A 17,979-nucleotide genomic window follows, 5' to 3' on the forward strand; every position below is an offset into this window, starting at 1 on the left:
GCAGGAGCGGCTGGTTCGACCACAACGAAAACGGGCGCCGCAAGGCGCCCGTTCCTGTTTTCACAGCCCGCAATGTCGATCAGTAGCGGTAATGATCCGGCTTGAACGGGCCTTCCACCGGCACGCCGATGTAGTCGGCCTGCTCCTTCGTGAGCCTGGTCAGCTTCACGCCGATCTTTTCCAGGTGCAGGCGCGCCACTTCCTCGTCGAGGTGCTTGGGCAGCAGGTAGACCTTCTTCGCGTACGTGTCCCTGTTGGCCCACAGGTCGATCTGCGCCAGCGTCTGGTTGGCGAACGAGTTCGACATCACGAAGCTAGGGTGGCCGGTGGCGCAACCGAGGTTCACCAGGCGGCCTTCGGCCAGCAGGAAGATGCTGTTGCCATTGGCGAAGGTGTACTTGTCCACCTGCGGCTTGATGTTGGTATGCGCCACGCCGTTCATCGACTGCAGCTTCTCGACCTGGATCTCGTTGTCGAAGTGGCCGATGTTGCAGACGATCGCCTGGTCCTTCATCGCCTGCATGTGGGCGACGGTGATGATGTCCTTGTTGCCGGTGGTGGTGACGTAGATGTCGCCGCGGCCGAGGGTGTCCTCGATCGTGGTGACCTCGTAGCCTTCCATCGCCGCCTGCAAGGCGCAGATCGGGTCGATCTCGGTCACCACGACCCGGGCGCCGTAGGCGCGCAGCGATGCCGCCGAGCCCTTGCCGACATCGCCATAGCCGCAGACGACGGCGACCTTGCCGGCCAGCATCACGTCCATCGCGCGCTTGAGCCCGTCGGCCAGCGATTCGCGACAGCCATAGAGGTTGTCGAACTTCGACTTGGTGACCGAGTCGTTGACGTTGATCGCCGGGATCAGCAGCTTCTGCTCCTGCGCCAGCTGGTACAGGCGGTGCACGCCGGTGGTGGTCTCTTCCGAGACGCCCTTCCAGTCGCGGACCACGGTGGTCCAGAAGCCGCGGCGCTCGCCATGCACGCGCTTGAGCAGGTTCTTGATCACCTGTTCCTCGTGGCTGCCGGCGGGCGCGTTGACCCAGCTTTCGTCGCCCTGTTCGAGCTCGTAGCCCTTGTGGATCAGCAGGGTCACGTCGCCGCCGTCGTCAACGACGAGTTCCGGGCCGAGGAAGCCGCCCTTGCCGTCGGGGAAGGAGAGCGCGTCGAGCGTGCAGTCCCAGTACTCCTCCAGGGTCTCGCCCTTCCAGGCGAACACGGGGGTGCCGGTCGCCGCGATCGCGGCGGCGGCGTGGTCCTGGGTCGAGAAGATGTTGCAGGAGGCCCAGCGCACGTCGGCGCCGATGTCCTTCAGGGTCTCGATCAGCACCGCGGTCTGGATGGTCATGTGCAGCGAGCCGGTGACGCGCACGCCCTTGAGCGGCGCCCCGGCGGCATGCTTGCGGCGGATGGACATCAGGCCCGGCATCTCGTGCTCGGCGATGTCGATCTCCTTGCGGCCCCAGTCGGCCAGGGAGATGTCGGCGACCTTGTAGTCGCCCTCGGTGGAGAACCGGCGCGCGTCCGGCTTGGTCTGTGCGTTCATGTGTGGCTCCGTCGGTAGGCATCGCGGGCGATGCGCAATCGTCGGGCGCGGTTGTCAGGAAGCATGTGGCGAGCCTGGCCGGATGCACCGCATCGGTTGATGCGGCCTCGCGGCACAACCCGCGGATCCGGTCGCAGCGCCCCTCGCCACGGCCCGGGCATTGTAAACGCAGGGCACCGCCGCGGTCGTCGCGCGCCAGGTGCCGTACGGCCTGCGGTCATGGAAAGCATGGGTCGTCAGCTGTTCGGACAATGCAGTCCCCTCAACTTCGCAGCGGCCGCACCTGATGCGCTGCGCGGGTTATCGCCCAGACAGACAGGGGGGCACTTCAGTAAGCGGCACGTATGGGTGCAGCGCGACAGGCTCTTCTGCCGGTTCGCGATGATTTCCGATGGGGCGATGCGGCGTTCCGCAGCGGGACTGTCGGCGCCATGGATGGCGCCGACAAGCCTCCATGGACGGATTCACGGCGTGTCCCGGTGTGGAATGCCGCGTCGCCCACCCGTGGCCGCCGCATTCCACGTCACCCTGCATTTTGACTCCGTAGGTGCCGCCCCGACCGGACCGCGCCACATCCAGCCATGGAAGCTCTGGGTTATTGCAGTCGTTCCTGCGAAGGCGGCGCTCTCGACAGCCGAATACCTGGTCCTTTCGGACCTGAGCGCTTGAACATCAATGTCCATGGATCCCCGCCTTCGCGGGGATGACGAGCAAAGTCGATTTGTTCAAGCCTTCCCTGTGCGCGTCATCACCTACCGTCTTCCGCGGCACAGAAGTTCCGCGACATCGCATGACCAACCTCACAGGCCAGCGCATATGCGTGGCGGCTATCCTCGACGGTCGCCATTCCGGGACCCGACATGACCTCACGCCTGCATCGCTACGCCGGCCCCCTGCTCCTGATCGCGCTGCTCGCGGCGCCGCCGCTGACGCAGGCGCGTGCGCCGGCCACCGACGCTGCGACTGCGGCGGACACCAGTGGCTATCGCCTGCCGCCGCCCGAACTGCAGGTGCTGGTCGATGCGCCGCGCGCGCCGCGGCTGTCGCTGTCGCCGCGTCGCGACCTTGCCGCCTACCTGCGCAGCCCCGCGCTGCCCGGCATCGACGTGGTCGCGCAGCCGGAGCTCAAGCTCGGCGGCCTGCGCATCCATCCGCGCACGTATTCCGCCAGCCGCTTCTCGTTCGTCGACGACCTGTGGCTGCAGGCCATCGGGGGTGGCGAGGAACGCCGCATCGCCGGGCTGCCGCAACCGCTGGCGATGGACGCGATGAGCTGGTCGCCCGACCAGCGCCATATCGCATTCACCCAGGTCGATGCGAACGCAGGACGCGTCGAGCTGTGGGTGGTGGACGTCGCTGCCGCGCGCGCGCGGCGGCTCATCGGGCAGCCGCTCAACACGGTGGTCGGCACCGGGTTCGAGTGGCTGCCCGACAGCCAGGGCCTGCTGGTGCAGCTGCGCCCGCAGGGGCAGGGCGAGCCGCCCGCCGATGCCGGCATCCCCACCGGCCCCAACATCCAGGAAACCGCCGGTGGCGGCGTGGTGCAGAGCCTGCGCACCTTCCAGGACCTGCTGCGCAATCCGCACGACGAGGCGGTGTTCGCGCATTTCCTCACCACCCAGATCGCGCGGGTCGACCTGCGCGGCCGGGTGACGCCGGTCGGCACGCCCGATCTGCACGTCGGCATGGCGATCTCGCCGGATGGCCGGCACATCCTGCGCCAGCGCCTCGAGCGGCCGTTCTCGTACCTGGTGCCGTATGCGCGATTCCCGCGTCGCATCGACGTGGTCGCACTCGACGGACGCGTCGTCCATACCGTGGCCACGCTGCCGCTGGTGGAAGGCCTGCCGACCGGCAACGATGCCGTGCCGACCGGCGTGCGCCGCGTGGCGTGGCGCACCGATGCCCCGGCCACGCTGGTGTGGGCGGAAGCACAGGATGGCGGTGATCCGTCGGTCGAGGCCGCCGTCCGTGATCGCGTGTACATGCATGCGGCGCCGTTCCGCGGGTCGCCGACGGTGCTGGCCGAACTGTCGATGCGCTATGCCGGGACCGCGTGGGGCAATGGCGAACTCGCGCTGCTCAACGAGTACTGGTGGCGGACGCGGCAGATCCGCGAATGGCGGCTTGCGCCGGACGGCGACCGTGCGCCGCAGCTGCTGCGCGAAGGCTCCTACGAGGACCGCTACGCCGACCCGGGCTCGCCGGTGACGGTGCCCGATGCCAACGGGTTCTCGCGCCTGCTGGTGGGTGCCGACGGCAACAGCATCTACCGCATCGGCGAGGGCGCATCGCCGGAGGGCGATCGCCCGTTCCTCGACCGCCAGAGCCTCGCCGATGGCCGCAGCAAGCGCCTGTTCCATTCGCAGGCGCCGTGGTACGAAATGCCGCGCGCGCTGCTCGACGACGACGCCACGCGCATCCTCACCACCCGCGAATCGCCCATCGAACCGGCCAACTTCTTCGTCCGCACCCTCGCTGGCACCGCCGTGGATCCGGTCGCGCTGACCGCGTTCGAACACCCCACGCCGCAGCTGCGGGATGTGACCAAGGAGCAGATCCGCTACCGCCGCAACGACGGCGTCGAACTCACCGGCACCCTGTACCTGCCGCCCGGTTACGATCCGCAGCGTGACGGCCCGCGGCCGCTGCTGATGTGGGCCTATCCGCAGGAGTTCAAATCCGCCGACGCCGCCAGCCAGGTCACCGACTCCCCGTACCGCTTCAACACGGTCAGCTACTGGGGGCCATTGGCCTATCTCGCCATGGGCTATGTGGTCCTCGACGACCCGGCGATGCCGATCGTGGGTGAGGGCGATGCCGAGCCCAACGACACCTACATCGAGCAGCTGGTCGCCAGCGCGCAGGCGGCGGTGGACGAGGTGGTACGCCGCGGTGTCACCGAGCGCGACCGCATCGCCATCGGCGGCCATTCGTACGGCGCCTTCATGACCGCCAACCTGCTGGCGCATTCGGACCTGTTCCGCGCCGGCATCGCGCGCAGTGGCGCCTACAACCGCTCGCTGACGCCGTTCGGCTTCCAGGCCGAGGAGCGCAATTACTGGCAGGCGCAGGACACCTACCAGCAGATGTCGCCGTTCAACCACGCCGGAAAGATCCGCGAGCCGATCCTGCTGATCCATGGCGAAGAGGACAACAACTCCGGCACGTTCCCGCTGCAGAGCGAGCGCATGTACGCGGCGATCAAGGGCCTCGGCGGCACCACGCGGCTGGTGATGCTGCCGCGCGAATCGCACGGCTACCGCGCGCGCGAGTCGATCCTGCACATGCTGCACGAGACCCATCAGTGGCTGGAGACGCACGTGCGCAACGCGCCGCCACGCGGGCAGGAAGCCGCTGCACGTTGAGGCGCCGGGCGCGCAGGCGAGGCCTCGCCGCAACTTGTCTATGCACGCCGGAAAGATGCCGCGACGACTGTCATCGCGGCCCGATCAACCCTTCTCCCGCCTGCGGGAGAAGGTGGCGCGCAGCGCCGGGTGAGGGCAGCAGGCTCGCCCAGGCAGGGCACCGCCCCGGCTCCCTAGGGTCATCCCCAGCTGCCTCGCCGGGACCGGCATCGGACACTTGCAACCATCCATTCCGATCGCCGGAGTTCCAAGATGGTGCACATGATCCATGACGGTGGCCGCGCCTATATCCCGACGCCGCCCCCGCCACCGCCCGCGGAACGCACGCAGCCGGTGCAGCACCGTGCCACCGGCAGCGACACCCTGCAGTCGCTGGCCGAGCAGTACGCGGTGAGCCCGCAGGCGATCCGCGCTGCCAATCCGCAGCTCGGGCTCGGCGGCAATATCGCCCGCGGCGACGTGCTCGAGATCCCCCCGCCGCCGCAGAGCGTGAGCGGCGACATCGACGCCGGCAGTGCCACGCACTCGACCACCGACGTCAAGGTCACCCTCAAGAACGACGATGGCTCCATCACCTGGAAGCCCGACAGCGTGTCGGTGAAGCTCACCGACAAGCAGAAGACCGAGCTGGACAACAGCCGCCCCGAAGGCAGCAACCGGAGGGATACGGCGGGCTTTTCGGTGAGCGTCTCCGAGGAAGCCTCGGTCACCGTGACCGAAAGCCACAGCGACACCCATACCAGCTTCACCGTCGCCACCCAGGCGCAGGTCGGCGTGTCCGGCGAGTTGAGCGCGGGCGGCGGCAAGGGGGGCCTGGACGTCAGCGGTGGCATCACCACCGGTGTCGAAGCGAAGTACAAGGTCTCGCTGCCGGGCGAGGCCACCGTCGAGCAGGCCGCGCAGGTCAATCCATTCGACCCCACGACCATCCCGGTGGGCGGCAGCGTGACCTTGAACGGCAGCGACTACGTCAACACCTCGTTCGATGCGTCGTTCCGCTATATCGGCACGCAGACCAAAGTGAACAGTTCCGAGGGCACCAGCTACGTGATGGAGCGCGTGGATGAGAACACCGTGCGGGTGACTGCCGGCCCCACCGAGACCATCAATGCCTTCAACGGCGTCGGCGTGTCGGTGGGCGACGTCAAGGTCATGGCCGGGCGCGAGGACCAGCTGCACGGCGCCACCCTGCAGACCGCCGAGTTCGACATCACCACCCCGGAAGGGCAGGCCGCGCTGCAGCACTTCAATGCCACCGGCCAGGTCGCGCACGAGACCGCCGGCGTGTCCGACGTGGCCACGATCGAACGCGTCGACTTCTCCTCGCAGACCCAGCTGCGCGCGGAACTGGGCAAGCATGTCGACGTGACCCTGGGCGGGCAGGCGAACACCGGCAGCTCGGTGAAGATCACCTATCCCGACAATTCGTACTCGCTCACCACCGACCTCACCTATGGCGGCAACGTGCCGCTGACGATCGAGCAGCGTTTCGATGCGCAGGGCAACGAGCTGCCGGGCGAACGCAGCTACACATTCGAGGTGAACACCGACCGCCCGGCGTATGGCTGGTTCGACCGCTTCATGGGTGCCAACGAGGCGGCCGAGGAGCAGGCGATGGCGACCCTGTTCAACGTTGCCCTGACCGGTTCGGCGGAGGGCAATGGGCCGGTGGAGGCGGGCGATACGGTCACCCTGACCTTCAGCGAGTCACAGATGCAGGGGCTGATGGACCAGACCCGGTCGACCGTCGACGGCGTCGGCTACGGCGGTGCCCACCCCGACCTGGCGGTGATGCTGGGCAGCGATGGCTACTCGCCGACGCCGACGGACTTCGCGGTCTCGCTGGCGCGCAACCTCAACAACGAACCCTACGGGTTCATCGAGAAACTGTTCCGGATCGCGTCGGGTTCGGATGGCGACAATGCCAACGATGTGCACGGCCGCATCGATGTCGAGGTCGGCACCTCCTGATCCCGCCGACCGAGCGTGGAAACGAAGAGGGCCGCTTGCGCGGCCCTCTTCATGTGCAACGGGTGGATCAGCTCACAGCCCGGCGTCGGACCGCAGCGCGTCGGCGCGATCGGTGCGCTCCCACGAGAACGCGGTCGCGGCCACGGTGTTGCCCTCGGCGTCGACGTAGCTGAACTCCTTCGGCTTGCGGCCGAAGTGGCCGTACGCGGCGGTCGCCTGGTACATCGGGTGGATCAGGTCGAGCATCTTGATGATGCCGTACGGGCGCAGGTCGAAATGCGCGCGGATCAGCTTCTCGATCTGCGCATCGGGGATGCGGCCGGTGCCGAAGGTGGTGACCGAGATCGAGGTCGGCTCGGCGACGCCGATCGCGTAGGAAACCTGCACCTCGCACTTGTCGGCCAGCCCCGCGGCGACCACGTTCTTGGCCACGTAGCGCGCGGCGTAGGCGGCCGAGCGGTCGACCTTCGACGGATCCTTGCCCGAGAACGCGCCGCCGCCATGGCGGGCCATGCCGCCGTAGGTGTCGACGATGATCTTGCGTCCGGTCAGGCCGCAATCACCCACCGGCCCGCCGATCACGAAGATCCCGGTCGGATTGATGTGCACCTTGTTCTTCGGCAGCGTGTCCATCCACTTCTTCGGCAGCACCGGCTTCAGGATGAACTCGCGCACCGCCTCGATCAGGTCCTTCTGCTTGATGCCCGGGTCGTGCTGGGTCGACAGCACCACGGCGTCGAGGCCGGCGACCTGGTTGTTCTCGTCGTAGCGCAAGGTCACCTGGCTCTTCGCGTCCGGACGCAGCCACTTCAGCTTGCCGTTCTTGCGCACCTTGGCCTGCTGCTCCACCAGCCGGTGGCTGTAGTAGATCGGCGCCGGCATGTATTCCGGTGCCTCGTTGCAGGCATAGCCGAACATCAGGCCCTGGTCGCCCGCACCCTGTTCCTCGGGCTTCTTCGCCTTCTTGTCGGTGCCGTCCACGCCGGCGGCGATGTCCGGCGACTGCTTGCCGATCAGGTTGAGGATGCCGCAGGTGTGGCCGTCGAAGCCGACGTCGGAATTGGTGTAGCCGATGCCGTTGATGACCTTGCGGGTCAGTTCCTCGATGTCGACCCACGCGCTGGTGGTCACCTCGCCGGCGACGATCGCCACGCCGGTCTTCACCATGGTCTCGCAGGCCACGCGGGCACGCTTGTCCTGGGTGAGGATCGCATCCAGCACGGCATCGGAGATCTGGTCGGCGACCTTGTCCGGATGGCCTTCGGACACCGATTCGGAGGTGAACAGGTAGCTCGACATCGGCAATATCCTTGTATTCGGATGAAAAGATGGCCGCGGATGATACAGCTCCCGGCGCCCGCACGCATGTTCGCCGGTGCGGCGTTGCGCCTTGGTTAAACTGGATGGCCGCTGCTGGAGATCCGCCATGACCCCCACACCCGAAACCTCGCCGTTCGATGACGACGACCTCGCCCGGCTCGAGGCGCTGCTCTACGACCACGCCGGCGACGGCGATGGCATGCCGCTGGAGGCCGTGGACGGGCTGTTCTCCGCGCTGATCGTGGGACCGGAACCGGTGCTGCCGGACGAGGCGCTGCCGCAGGTGCTCGGCGATGGCGAGGCGGCGCCGGAACTGGTCGAACTGCTGCAGAAGCTGTGGGAGCACATCACCTGGCGCATCCGCCAGCCGCTGCCGGTGGATGACGATGCCGATGCGGCCTACGAGCTGATGCCGTTCGTGGGCCTGCCGGAGCTGGAGGATGGCGAGGACGACGACATCGACGCGATCCCGCGCGACTTCCCGGTGGGTGCGCTGTGGGCTGCCGGCTTCCTGCAGGGCATGTCGCTGCGTGCCGATGCGTGGACGAAATGGATGGACGCCGACGCCGATCTCGCGCTCGACGTCCAGGACCTGATGCGGATGTCGGTGGCGACGCCGGAGCACGCCGCTGAGATGGAACTCGATGCCGCGGACCTGCTCGACTTCGACGATCGCTGGGGCCTGCTGGCCTCGGTGCCCGCGCTGCTGCAGGACCTGGATCTCATGCGCTTCGAAGCACAGCGCCCGCGCGAGCCGATCCGTCGCGACGCGCTGCCCGGCCGCAACGATCCCTGTCCCTGCGGCAGCGGCCAGAAATGGAAGAAGTGCTGCGGCAGCACGGTGCACTGACCGGCAATGGATTCGCTGACCCAGATCCTCCTCGGCGCCTCGGTCGCCGCGGCGGTGGTGCCCGCACGCCACCGGCGCGCCGCGATGGGCGTAGGCGCCGTGCTGGGCACGCTGCCCGACCTCGACTCGCTGCCGCTGTGGCTGCTGACCGACGACCCGGTCGCGCAGATGACGCTGCACCGCGGGTTGTCGCACTCGCTGTTCGTGCTGCCGCTTGTGGCGTGGGCACTGTGGGCGTGGTTCCAGCGCCGCGGCGGGCGCGTGGCCGAGGCGCCGCGGGCGTGGTTCCGGGCGTTCCAGCTGGCGCTGGTGACGCATCCGCTACTGGATGCATTCACCGTCTACGGTACCCAGCTGCTGTGGCCGCTGCCGCTGCCGCCGGTGATGTGGTCGAGCCTTTTCATCATCGACCCGGCCTACACCGCGTGGCTGCTGGTCGGCGTGCTGGTGGCGCTATGGGCGGGCGCAAAGCCGCTCGCGCGCACAGCGCTGGTCGCTGGACTGGCGTTGAGCACGGCCTATATCGGCTGGTCGCTGCTGGCCAAGGCGATGGTGGAGCGCGAGACCACGCGCACGCTGGCGGCGATGGGCCTGGCCGACGCACCGCGCCTGTCGGTGCCGATGCCGCTCAACACCCTGCTGTGGCGGGTGGTGGTGATGACGCCTGATGGATACCTGGAGGGCGAGCGCTCGGTGGTCGCCGACCGCGGACCGATCCGCTTCCGCGCGCACGGGTCCGACGTGCAGGCGCTGGCCGCGGCGCGGGATCTTCCGGTGGTGCAGCGGCTGGACTGGTTCACCCACGGCTTCATGCGCGCGCAGGTGCATGGCGACACCCTGGTGCTCAGCGACCTGCGCATGGGGCTAGAGCCCGGTTACTTCTTCAACTTCGCCGTGGCGCGGCTGTATGACGACGGCAAATGGCGTCCCGTGGCGCCACCGCGCCAGCTGCCGGGCGACGCCGGTCGCGGCGAGCAGCTTGCCGGGCTGTGGCAGCGGATCTGGCACCAGCCGCCAGCGGGCAGTCAGTAGACCGTCGCGCGCGCCTGCATGAAGGCGTAGAAGAACACCGCATCCGGATCGGTCTGCACCTGGGCGATCTCGCGGCGCATGCCATCCACGACCTCGGCGGTGACGCAACCGGCCTCGATCAGCTGGTCGGCCGCCGACAGCAGCAGTTCCTCCCAGAACGCGATCATGGTCTTGCGCAGCGCCGGCTCGCGGTTGTCGAAATGGAAGGTCTTGACCTCGGTGGAGACGTCGCGGAATCCGCCGGCCAGCAGCAGGTTGCCGAGCTTGGCGCCGATGAACGGATCGCCGCCGCTGTCGTACTGGAAATCGTTGAAGGCCATCCAGTAGCGCCACACGTTGGGCGAGTACGGGTCGAGCACGAACGATGCGTTCATCACCTCGGTCACGTAGACCGGCGCGCCGGGCGCCAGCACCCGCCGCACTTCGCTGAGCACGCGTGCCGGTTTCGGGACGTGTTCGAGCACCCAGCACAGGTAGGCGGCATCGAAGCTGCGCGGTTCGAACGGCAGGTCGGTGGCATCGGCCTGCTGGAAGTCGTAGCGGTCCTGGAGCCACGGCAGCTGGCCGAGCCGTGCCCGCGCCGCGTCGAGCTGCGCGGTGCTGAGGTCGACACCGGTCACGTGCAGGTCCGGGAAGCGGCGCAGCAGGATCTCGGTCTGCGCGCCCACGCCGCTGCCGACTTCCAGCAGCCGCTTTGCGCCGGGGTAGTCGATGTTGCGGAAGATCGTCGATTCGGCGAGCCGGGCCTGGCGCACCAGGCGCGCCTGCTCTGTCGGCGAGAAGCCGTGCAGGTAGGGAAAGTCGATGCCGGGAGGGAGGTCGCTCATGGGCGTGGCGCGTGGAGGGCGAAACGCATTCTAGGAAGCCGGGCGTGTGCGTGCCGGCATGCATCCGCAACACTGTGGCGTACTGCCGGCCGCGGCGCGGCCGTACGTCAGGCCGCGCTCGACCACTCCACCGCGACGCCGGCAATCAGCGCATCGAAGTAGTCGCGGGTCAGCGCCAGCTGTGCCTGCGCGGTCTCGGCACGGTTGACCACCGCGCGAAACGCCGCGCGCTGCTCGGCGGAATGCTCGGGGCGGTCCTTCGCATACCAGCCCAGGTGCTTGCGTGCGATGCGTACGCCGCTCTGTTCGCCATAGAACGCATGCAATGCCTCGAGATGGCCGAGCAGCACGTCGCGCACCTCGGCCAGCGTCGGCGGCAGCAGGCGTTCGCCGGTGGCGAGGAAGTGGGCGATCTCGCGGAAGATCCACGGCCGGCCCTGCGCGGCGCGCCCGACCATCACCGCGTCGGCGCCGGTCCGGCGCAGCACCAGGGCGGCCCGGTCCGGTGAATCGATGTCGCCATTGGCGATCACCGGGATCGCCAGCTGCGCCTTGATCGCGGCGATGGTGTCGTACTCGGCATGGCCGGTGTACTGCTGGTCGCGGGTGCGGCCGTGGATGGTGAGCGCGGCGATGCCCGCTTCCTGTGCGATGCGCGCGATCGACGGCGCATTGCGGTGATCGGCATCCCAGCCGGTGCGGATCTTCAGCGTCACCGGCACATCCACCGCGCCCACCACCGCATCGAGGATGCGGCCCACCAGCGCCTCGTCGCGCATCAGTGCCGAGCCCGCCCAGGCGTTGCAGACCTTCTTCGCCGGGCAGCCCATGTTGATGTCGATGATCTGCGCGCCGTGCTCGACATTGTGACGCGCGGCCTCGGCCATCACCGCCGGCTCGGTGCCGGCGATCTGCACCGACACCGGATCCGGTTCGCCGACGTGGTCCATGCGGTGCAATGACTTGCGCGTGTTCCAGAAGCGCGGATCGCTGGTGGTCATCTCCGACACCGCGAGCCCGGCGCCCAGCCGCTTGCACAGCTGGCGGAACGGCTTGTCGGTGACCCCGGCCATCGGGGCCAGGATCACGCGGGGGTCGATGCGGTGGGGGCCGATCTGCATGGCGGCATTGTAGGCGGTGGCGCCAGCGCAGCCGGGCCACGCCATCCGTCAGTCAGGCGTCGGCGCGCAGCAGTGGCATCGACGCCGCCGCACCCGGGCGCTCGGTGGAGGCGGCCGCATAGCGGCTGGCGAAGCGCAGCTGCGCGCTGAAGGCGCGCTGCGGCTGCAGGGCGATGGCCGCGGCGAGTGCGCCGTTGAAGGCATCGCCGGCGCCGGTGGTGTCGACCACGCGTGCGGGGTGGGCCGGGATCCTTGCGAATGGCCCGGCATCGCCGAAACGCGCCGGGTCGGCATGGGAGACGAAGCAGCCGGCGCCGCCGAGGGTTACGACCACCGTGCCCTGCGGCAACAGCGCACGGCACAGCGCGTGCAACGCGCCATCGTCGAGCGCGGCCACCGTCTCGTCGTCGATCACCGCGTGGCCGTGCGCAGCCAGCAGTGCGGCGAACTCGCTTTCGTTGGGCGTCAGCAGGTCGCAGCTGGCCAGCAGCGCGGCGTCGACGACGGCATCGGCCGGCGCGGGATTGAGCATCGCCAGCGCACCACCGCGGCGTGCGTGCGCGAGCGCGGTGGTGACCGCGTCGCGCGGCGATTCCAGCTGCGCCAGCACCACCGCGGCGCCGGCAAGCGCATCGGCATGGGTCTCGACGAAACCGGCATCGAGCGCGGCGTTGGCGCCCGGGCCGATCACGATCGAGTTGCGGCCGGCGTCGTCGGTGTAGATGCCCGCGGTGCCGGTCGGTGCATCGCTTGCGTATGCCTGCAGGTCGATGCCGTCGGCAGCGGCGAGGTCACGGGCAAGCGCACCACCGGCGTCATCGCCCAATGCGCAGACGAAGCGCACGTCCGCACCGGCACGGCGCGCAGCGACCGCCTGGTTGAAGCCCTTGCCGCCGGGGCCGGTGCTGTACACGCCGGCCAGGGTTTCGCCGGGGCGCGGCAAGCGCGTGGCACGCCATACATGGTCGACGTTGAACGACCCGACGACGACGACGCCTGCGCGTGCCACTGCCATGCCGACCTCAGGCAAACGTGGTCAGCACGCCGGCGATGGTGGCGGTCATCATCGTGGCGATGGTGCCGCCCAGCACCGCGCGCAGGCCGAAGCGGGCGAGGTCCTGGCGCCGGTCGGGCGCGAGCCCGCCGATGCCGCCGATCTGGATCGCGATCGAGCTGAAGTTGGCGAACCCGCACAACGCATAGGTGGCGATCAGCCGGCCCTGTTCGCTCAGCGCCACGCCCTCGACGCGGCCGTTGACGATGTCGGCCAGCTGCAGGTAGGCGACGAACTCGTTGATCACGACCTTCTGGCCGATCAGCGAGCCGACCACGCCGGCGTCCGCCCACGGCACGCCGATCACCCAGGCGATCGGCGCCAGCACGAAGCCGAAGATGGTGGCGAGGTCGAGCGGACGGCCCAGCGATTCCTGCAGCCCGGTGATCTCGCCGATCCACGTCAGCGGCGCGTTGATCATCGCGATCAGCGCGATGAAGGCCAGCAGCATCGCGCCGATGTTGAGCGCCAGCCGCAGGCCGTCGCCGGCACCCGCTGCCGCGGCGTCGATGATGTTGCTGGTGGTCTTCTCGACCTCCATCTTCACCGTGCCGCGGGTCAGCGGCTCGCCGGTTTCCGGGATCAGGATCTTGGCGATCACCAGCGTCGCCGGCGCCGCCATGATCGAGGCTGCCAGCAGGTGCTTGGCATAAAAGGCCTGTTCGACCGGGTCGCCGCCGCCGAGCATGCCGACATAGGCCGCCAGCACGCCGCCGGCGATATGCGCCATGCCGCCGATCATCATCGTGATCAGCTCGGATTCGGTCATCCGCGAGATGTACGGGCGCACCGTCAGCGGCGCTTCGGTCTGGCCGATGAACACGCTGGCGCAGACGCTGGTGGTCTCGGCACCGGACACGCGCATCACCTTGGTGATCGCAAGCGCCATCACCCGCACCACCGCCTGCATCACGCCGAGGTGGTACAGCACCGCCATCAGCGAGGCGAAGAAGATGATCGTCGGCAGCACCTGGAACGCGAAGATGAACCCGTAGGTGTCCACGTCCATCAGGTTGCCGAAGATGAAGCTGGAACCGGCGTTGACGAAGCCGAGGATCTTCACGAACCCGTGGCCGAGCCAGTCGAAGACCTCACGCCCGCCCGGCACCAGCAGCACCAGCGCGGCGAAGGCGATCTGCAACGCGACGCCGGTGCCGACCAGCACCCAGTCGACGCGACGCTTGTTGTTGGAGAACAACCAGACGATGCCGAGGAGCACCACCAGTCCGAACAGGCCGAATCCGACCCGTGCCAGTACTTCCATCGAGTGCCCCTGGGCGCCAGCAGACCGCGCAGCGTAGGGGAGGGCGCCGGCGGGGGCAATATCACGGAATCTTCACGCGCCGCTGGATGCCTGTTCAGTCAGCGCTCACGGGCGACCACGCGGTCACCGCCATCCGCCTTGGCCTGTTTGAGGCGACGATCCGCCACGCCCAGCAGGGCGGAAGCGTCGCCCCCGTCCTGTGGCCACGCGGCCAGCCCCGCGCTGAAACGCAGGGTGACGCCGTCGCGCCCGCGGCCGGGCTGGAACGGACGCTCCGCCAGCAGCCGGCGGTGACCATCCAGTCGCTCCCACGCGCTGCCGATCGGGCTGCGCAGCAGCAGCACGAACTCCTGGCCACCGATCCGCGCCGCGTGCTCGCCTTCGTGGAGCAACCCTGACAGTCCCGCGGCGACATGCCGCAGGGCGCGGTCGCCGGCCGGGTGCCCGGCGACTTCGTTGATGCGGCGGAAACCGTCGAGATCCAGCAGGGCCACGCTGAGGCTGCGGCCACTGGCGCGCGCGTCGGCGAAATCCTGTGGCAGGTGCTGCAGCAGCCAGGCACGGTTGGGCAGGCCGGTCAGCGCGTCATGGCCGGCGACGGTGATCAGGCGCTGGATGCGGCGCACGACCACCGCGGTAATGCCGGTGACGATCGCCAGCAGCACCAGCCGTTGGCCCAGCGTGCCCAGCGACACCACGCCGTAGGCATACGACGCGGGCAGTGCGTCGCCCGGTGCGAGTGCCGTGACCAGCCACCACAGCGCCGCGTACTGCGCGATCGCGAGCGCACCGGTGTACAGCGCGAGGCGCACGTCGTTGCGCAATGCGGTGAGCACGATGGCCACCGCGTAGAAGCACCACACCACCATGCTGTTGAGACCGGCCGCCGGGTCGTCGCGCGCGAGCAGCACCAGCACCAGCGTGGTCACGCTGACGTCGTGCGTCGCGGTCGCCAATGGCAGCCAGCGCACGCGACGCCGTGCAAGCGCAAGCCACAGCTGGGCGCTTGCATTGACCACCACCGCCGCCGCCAGGCCGATCGCGACTTCGCGGCCGTCTCCATCGAGCGCGGCAAGCAACGGCAACGACAGCACCAGCAGCGACAGCAATGCGCGCACGCGCGCGACCAGCAGTTCGCCATCGGCGCCGGTGTCGAGCAGCAGCGCGTCCGGGCGCGAGAACAGCCCGGGCACCCCGCCTGCAGGTTTCGATGCGTCGCCCATGGTCTCCCCGCACGCGGCCCCGCCCGGAGCATAGCGCCGGCCCACCGCCACGGCTCGCTACACTGGAGCGCCGTCCCTGGAGCCTCCCGATGCAGTACCGCCGACTCGGCCAGTCCGGCCTGCAGCTGTCCGCGCTGTCGCTCGGCGCGTGGGCCACGTTCGGCAGCCGCATCGGCCGCGGCGAGGCGCGCGAACTGGTCGCCGCCGCCTGGGACCACGGCATCAACTTCTTCGACAACGCCGAGGGCTACGTCCATGGCGATGCCGAGCGGATCATGGGCGATGTCATCGGCGACCTGCGGCTGCCGCGCGATGGCTACTGCGTGTCGAGCAAGGTCTACTTCGGCTCGGCCGCCGAGCCGCGCCCGACCCAGCGCGGGCTCTCGCGCAAGCACGTGCACGACGCCTGCCACGCCGCACTGCGGCGGCTGCGCGTGGACTACCTCGATCTGTTCTTCTGCCACCGGCCCGACCCGGATACGCCGGTCGCGGAAACCGTATGGGCGATGGACACGCTGATCCGCCAGGGCAAGGTGCTGTACTGGGGCACCTCGGAATGGCCGGCCGAGCGGGTGATGGAAGCCGCCGACCTCGCGCGCAAGCACCGGCTGCATCCGCCGACGATGGAGCAGCCGGAATACAGCCTGTTGCACCGCCGGCGCGTGGAGCTGGAATACGCACCGCTCTACGGCGAACTGGGCCTGGGCACCACGGTGTGGTCACCGCTGGGCTCCGGCCTGCTCACCGGCAAGTACAACGACGGCATCGCCGACGACAGCCGCCTCGGGCAACCGGCCTACGCCTGGCTGCGCGAGCTGCTGCTCGAGGATCCCTCCCGGCTGGAGCGCGCGCGTGCCTTTACCGGCCTCGCCGCCGAACTCGGCATGGCGCCGGCGCCGCTGGCGATCGCCTGGTGCCTGCGCAACCCACATGTGTCGACGGTGCTGACCGGCGCCAGCCGCGTGTCGCAGTTGCTGGAGAATCTGCAGGCGCTGGAGCTGCTCGAGCGCGTCGACACCTCGGCGTGGCGGCGGATCGAGGCGGTGACGCGGGAACGCTGACCCGGGTCAGGGCAGCGCCGCCGGTCGGCGTGTCGGGAGCGCCACTTGAGCGTCGTAATGAGAATCATTATTGTCGCGGCCTCCCCTACCGAGGCTGCCGAATGTCGCTCGATCGTTCGCCCGACCCTCTCCACGACCCCTCGGCGCCAGTGCCAGCGGCCTATGCCGCGGCGCCGGAGCAGCTCCTGCTCGACAGCGCCCGCCTGCTGGCCGGCCAGCGCGAGGTCTGCATCCGCCACGGCAACGAGCTCTACCGCCTGCGCCATACCCGCAACGACAAGCTGATCCTGACCAAGTAGCAGTCAACCGGCATCCGGCGGCGGTGCCGGCGGTGCCGGTGGCCTCGGAGCGGCCGGCGGGCGCGGGGGTGCGGGCGGTGCCGGCGGCGCCACCAGGCGCAGCGACCGCTGCCGAGGTACCGCGACGTCGGCGGTGCCGGTCCTGCGGTCGCGCAAGTAGGTGATCGATACGCGCTCGCCTTCGTCGCGGTCGCGCAGGCGCTGCATCACGTCGCGTGGCGTCGCGACCGGCTGGCCGTCGACGCGCTGGATCACATCGCCCGCGCGCAGGCCATCGATGCTGCCGGTCGACAGCACCAGCACGCCACGGTCGGCGCCGAAATAGCGTCCGAGGTCGGCATCCAGCGCGGCGAGGTTGAGCCCGCTCCAGCGCACCGCCGACAACAGCCGTGGCGTGCCGCAGTCGCTGCCCTCGCAGTTGGCGTCGACACCGGCGGCCGCCAGCGCACGTGCGACCTCGTCGCCAATGCCGCTGGTGGCGATGCGCACGCGCTCGCCGACCTCGCGCATGTCCACACCGTCGAGCCCTTCGCGCACGCCTTCGAGCGTGCGCGCGAGTTCGGTGCCGGACAGCACCGCCACGCCGGTACCGGGGCGTGGGGTCACGGTGACGGACGCGCGGCGAGCCGCACGCTCGTAGTCGAGCCGCACCGGCGTGGTGGCGGTGAGGCCACGCAGCAACCCGCGCGCGTTGTCCAGCCGCAGCTCGCCATCGCGGCCGAGGATGGCGGTGCCGCCGATGGCGACGAGGCGGTCGCCGCTGCGCAGTCCGGCATCGTCCGCCGCGCTGCCGGGGGTGACCGCGGCGATACGCACGCCGGCATCGGCATCGGGTGCAAGCACCACGCCCAGGACCGGTCGGGTGTGCCGGCGCACTGCATGCGCTGCGGTGTCGGCGGACAGCGCGGCGACACGGGCCGCCGCGCGCTGGAGGTCGGCACGCGCCTGCTCCAGGGTACGGCTATCGCTGTCCTGGGCACTGGCGGCACCGGTGACCAGCGCAACGGCAAGCGCGAGCGCGGCGATGGCAGGGGGGCGGCGGATCATGG

At 69.3% G+C, this 17,979-nt stretch carries 14 protein-coding genes and 1 riboswitch; of the genes, 6 read left to right on the top strand and 8 right to left on the bottom strand.

Features of this window, described 5'->3' with window-relative positions; all coding sequences use genetic code 11:
* Positions 1–79: 79 nt before the first annotated feature.
* Positions 80–1,540 carry an adenosylhomocysteinase gene (ahcY, locus tag E5843_RS03220; RefSeq protein WP_136411812.1) on the bottom strand — a complete coding sequence of 487 codons (1,461 nt, stop codon included), beginning with the start codon at positions 1,538–1,540 and terminating at the stop codon, positions 80–82.
* A gap of 36 nt (positions 1,541–1,576) precedes the next feature.
* A riboswitch (S-adenosyl-L-homocysteine riboswitch) is annotated at positions 1,577–1,691 on the bottom strand.
* 709 nt (positions 1,692–2,400) lie between these two features.
* Between ahcY and E5843_RS03225 the strand changes: the two genes are divergently transcribed.
* Positions 2,401–4,908: a S9 family peptidase gene (locus E5843_RS03225; RefSeq protein WP_141065666.1), complete on the top strand. Its 2,508-nt coding sequence runs from the start codon at positions 2,401–2,403 to the stop codon at positions 4,906–4,908.
* A 252-nt stretch (positions 4,909–5,160) separates the two neighbouring features.
* Entirely contained in the window at positions 5,161–6,879 is a 1,719-nt protein-coding gene (locus E5843_RS03230; RefSeq protein ID WP_141065667.1) for a LysM peptidoglycan-binding domain-containing protein, read from the top strand.
* A gap of 72 nt (positions 6,880–6,951) precedes the next feature.
* On the opposite strand, the gene metK is transcribed toward E5843_RS03230, so the two are convergent.
* Positions 6,952–8,178: a methionine adenosyltransferase gene (gene metK, locus E5843_RS03235; RefSeq protein WP_134674872.1), complete on the bottom strand. Its 1,227-nt coding sequence runs from the start codon at positions 8,176–8,178 to the stop codon at positions 6,952–6,954.
* A gap of 127 nt (positions 8,179–8,305) precedes the next feature.
* Between metK and E5843_RS03240 the strand changes: the two genes are divergently transcribed.
* Positions 8,306–9,049, top strand: coding sequence for a UPF0149 family protein (locus tag E5843_RS03240; protein WP_134675373.1), 744 nt, complete (start codon positions 8,306–8,308; stop codon positions 9,047–9,049).
* A gap of 6 nt (positions 9,050–9,055) precedes the next feature.
* On the top strand, positions 9,056–10,081 hold the full coding sequence (locus E5843_RS03245) for a metal-dependent hydrolase (protein ID WP_134674871.1): 1,026 nt from the start codon (positions 9,056–9,058) through the stop codon (positions 10,079–10,081).
* Here the strand turns inward: E5843_RS03245 and E5843_RS03250 are convergent.
* The 5 genes from E5843_RS03250 to E5843_RS03270 form a co-directional block, all read right to left on the bottom strand.
* Positions 10,075–10,908: a methyltransferase domain-containing protein gene (locus E5843_RS03250; RefSeq protein ID WP_134674869.1), complete on the bottom strand. Its 834-nt coding sequence runs from the start codon at positions 10,906–10,908 to the stop codon at positions 10,075–10,077. The two genes, E5843_RS03245 and E5843_RS03250, sit on opposite strands and share 7 nt — an antisense overlap.
* Positions 10,909–11,015: 107 nt before the next feature.
* Positions 11,016–12,029, bottom strand: a complete 1,014-nt coding sequence (dusB, locus tag E5843_RS03255; RefSeq protein ID WP_136411815.1) for a tRNA dihydrouridine synthase DusB — start codon at positions 12,027–12,029, stop codon at positions 11,016–11,018.
* Positions 12,030–12,081: 52 nt separating this feature from the next.
* Positions 12,082–13,044, bottom strand: coding sequence for a ribokinase (locus E5843_RS03260; RefSeq protein WP_134674865.1), 963 nt, complete (start codon positions 13,042–13,044; stop codon positions 12,082–12,084).
* A gap of 7 nt (positions 13,045–13,051) precedes the next feature.
* Positions 13,052–14,347, bottom strand: a complete 1,296-nt coding sequence (locus E5843_RS03265; protein ID WP_134674863.1) for a NupC/NupG family nucleoside CNT transporter — start codon at positions 14,345–14,347, stop codon at positions 13,052–13,054.
* A gap of 98 nt (positions 14,348–14,445) precedes the next feature.
* Positions 14,446–15,570, bottom strand: coding sequence for a GGDEF domain-containing protein (locus E5843_RS03270; RefSeq protein ID WP_136411816.1), 1,125 nt, complete (start codon positions 15,568–15,570; stop codon positions 14,446–14,448).
* An 89-nt stretch (positions 15,571–15,659) separates the two neighbouring features.
* On the opposite strand from E5843_RS03270, the gene E5843_RS03275 reads away from it, so the two are divergent.
* Together E5843_RS03275 and hemP are read left to right on the top strand one after the other, a co-directional pair.
* A complete protein-coding gene (locus E5843_RS03275; protein ID WP_136411817.1) occupies positions 15,660–16,631 on the top strand; it encodes an aldo/keto reductase in 972 nt (323 codons plus the stop codon).
* 101 nt (positions 16,632–16,732) lie between these two features.
* Positions 16,733–16,930 (top strand): hemin uptake protein HemP, encoded by a 198-nt coding sequence (gene hemP, locus E5843_RS03280; protein WP_136411818.1) that lies wholly within the window; start codon positions 16,733–16,735, stop codon positions 16,928–16,930.
* 3 nt (positions 16,931–16,933) lie between these two features.
* On the opposite strand, the gene E5843_RS03285 is transcribed toward hemP, so the two are convergent.
* Positions 16,934–17,977: a PDZ domain-containing protein gene (locus E5843_RS03285; RefSeq protein ID WP_141065668.1), complete on the bottom strand. Its 1,044-nt coding sequence runs from the start codon at positions 17,975–17,977 to the stop codon at positions 16,934–16,936.
* Positions 17,978–17,979 lie beyond the last annotated feature (2 nt).

Origin of the sequence: Luteimonas yindakuii (assembly GCF_004803715.2) — a bacterium.
GTDB classification, from domain to species: Bacteria; Pseudomonadota; Gammaproteobacteria; order Xanthomonadales; family Xanthomonadaceae; genus Luteimonas; species Luteimonas yindakuii.

Bases quoted from the DNA above. Each gene is read 5' to 3' on its own strand.
- E5843_RS03225 (WP_141065666.1), top strand. From the start codon at position 2,401: ATGACCTCACGCCTGCATCGCTACGCCGGCCCCCTGCTCCTGATCGCG.
- dusB (WP_136411815.1), bottom strand. From the start codon at position 12,029: ATGCAGATCGGCCCCCACCGCATCGACCCCCGCGTGATCCTGGCCCCG.
- E5843_RS03260 (WP_134674865.1), bottom strand. From the start codon at position 13,044: ATGGCAGTGGCACGCGCAGGCGTCGTCGTCGTCGGGTCGTTCAACGTC.
- E5843_RS03285 (WP_141065668.1), bottom strand. From the start codon at position 17,977: ATGATCCGCCGCCCCCCTGCCATCGCCGCGCTCGCGCTTGCCGTTGCG.
- E5843_RS03250 (WP_134674869.1), bottom strand. From the start codon at position 10,908: ATGAGCGACCTCCCTCCCGGCATCGACTTTCCCTACCTGCACGGCTTC.
- metK (WP_134674872.1), bottom strand. From the start codon at position 8,178: ATGTCGAGCTACCTGTTCACCTCCGAATCGGTGTCCGAAGGCCATCCG.
- E5843_RS03275 (WP_136411817.1), top strand. From the start codon at position 15,660: ATGCAGTACCGCCGACTCGGCCAGTCCGGCCTGCAGCTGTCCGCGCTG.
- E5843_RS03270 (WP_136411816.1), bottom strand. From the start codon at position 15,570: ATGGGCGACGCATCGAAACCTGCAGGCGGGGTGCCCGGGCTGTTCTCG.
- E5843_RS03240 (WP_134675373.1), top strand. From the start codon at position 8,306: ATGACCCCCACACCCGAAACCTCGCCGTTCGATGACGACGACCTCGCC.
- E5843_RS03245 (WP_134674871.1), top strand. From the start codon at position 9,056: ATGGATTCGCTGACCCAGATCCTCCTCGGCGCCTCGGTCGCCGCGGCG.
- E5843_RS03265 (WP_134674863.1), bottom strand. From the start codon at position 14,347: ATGGAAGTACTGGCACGGGTCGGATTCGGCCTGTTCGGACTGGTGGTG.
- E5843_RS03230 (WP_141065667.1), top strand. From the start codon at position 5,161: ATGGTGCACATGATCCATGACGGTGGCCGCGCCTATATCCCGACGCCG.
- ahcY (WP_136411812.1), bottom strand. From the start codon at position 1,540: ATGAACGCACAGACCAAGCCGGACGCGCGCCGGTTCTCCACCGAGGGC.
- hemP (WP_136411818.1), top strand. From the start codon at position 16,733: ATGTCGCTCGATCGTTCGCCCGACCCTCTCCACGACCCCTCGGCGCCA.